This is a genomic window from Kocuria sp. CNJ-770, assembly GCF_001942375.1.
In the GTDB taxonomy this organism is placed as follows: Bacteria; Actinomycetota; Actinomycetes; order Actinomycetales; family Micrococcaceae; genus Kocuria; species Kocuria oceani.
On the sequence record NZ_MKJW01000052.1, the window covers coordinates 1 to 1,718 of the forward strand.

General features: G+C 65.9%; 1 protein-coding gene. It reads left to right on the forward strand.

Annotation, left to right across the window (positions count from 1 at the left end; translation table 11 throughout):
- On the forward strand, nt 1-1,718 hold a 1,718-nt coding region (locus BJF77_RS02450; RefSeq protein WP_158041165.1), incomplete at both ends, for a DEAD/DEAH box helicase family protein.

Sequence of the window (1,718 nt, forward strand, 5' to 3'; positions counted from 1 at the left end):
AACGTCGCGGCCCTGGAGGCCGTACTGCCGGCCCCACTGGGAGCCGATGAGATCGAGGCCCGCATCGGGGCCGTGTGGGTGGCCCCGGAAATCCACGAGCAGTTCCTGCGCCACATCATCAAAGACCCGGCGGCGCGGGTGGACCGGATCAGCGGGGCCACCTGGGACGTGAAAGCCAGCCGCCATGTCTTCGCCGCCCGCAACGACTGGGGCACCGAACGGATGGCCGCCGGGGACATCTTCAAGAACCTGACCGAGCAGCGCCGCATCCAGGTCACCGACCCAGACCCCACCGACCCCGAGGGCAACCGCCGGGTGGTCAACGCCACCGAGACCACCGCTGCACAGGAGAAGGCGGCGCTGATGCAGGAGCGTTTCAGCGAGTGGGTGTGGGAGGACCCTGCTCGGGCGGCGGGGCTGGTGGATGAGTACAACCGGCGGTTCAACTCCATCGTGCTGCGCGACTACACCGCCGAGGGAGAGCGGCTGAGCTTCCCGGGGCTGGTGAAGAACTTCACCCCGCGCCCGCATCAGCGCGCGGCCGTCGCCCGGATGCTCTCGGAGCCCTCGGTGGGGCTCTTCCACGAGGTGGGGGCGGGCAAGACCGCTGAGATGGTCATGGGGGCGATGGAGCTGCGCCGGTTGGGCATGGCGCGCAAACCAGTGGTGGTAGTGCCCAATCACATGCTCGAGCAGTTCACCCGGGAGTGGTTGCAGCTCTACCCCCAGGCGCAGATCCTGGCCGCTTCCTCGGCCGATTTGAAGGGCGAGAAGCGGCGCACCTTTGTCGCCCGTGCGGCGGCCAGCGACTGGGACGGAATCATCATGACCCGTACAGCGTTTGAGCGCATCGAGCTCTCCGAGGAGTCGAAGAACGCTTACAACCTCTCCGAAGTGGGGCGCCAGCGCGCCGAACTAGAGGCGGCCAACGAACGGGCCACAGCCAGCGGGGCGGACACCATGTCGATCAAGCGCATGGAAGCGCGCCTCCAAGCTACGGAGGAAAAGCTCAAGAAGAAGATGGACCGGTCGACCGACCCCGGCATCACCTTCGAGCAGACCGGCATCGACTACCTGGTGGTCGACGAGCTACACGATTTCAAGAATCTCTCGACACCCTCGAACATCCAAGACGCGGCTATCGATCCAGGATCAGGCCGGGCCACCGACCTGCACATGAAGGTCGAGTACCTACGATCCCAGCACGGGGACCGCGTGATGACCGGGGCCACGGCCACCCCGATCGCCAATTCGGTGACCGAGATGTACGTGATGCAGCGCTACCTCGGCCCGGAGCTGCTGGAGCGGGCCGGGATCCACGACTTCGACACCTGGGCGGCGACCTTCGGTCAGGTGGTGACCGAGATGGAGCTCTCGGTGGCCGGCGGAGACCATTTCAAGCTCAAGGAGCGTTTCGCGAAGTTCCAGAACGTCCCGGAGCTGCTGAAGATGTTCCACACCTTCGCCGACGTGAAGACCGCCGAGGACCTCAAACTCCCTACTCCAGATCTGGTGGAGCGGGAGGACGGGAAACGTCTGCCACGCATGGTCCCGGTAGAGGCCTCTGCGGAGCTCGAGGCGTACATCGAAGAGATCGGCCGGCGGGCCGAGGCGATCCAGGCGCGTCTAGTGGACCGGACCGAGGACAACATGCTCAAGGTCAGCTCCGATGGGCGCAAGGCCGCCTTGGACATGCGCCTGGTCGATCCGGAGCTGGG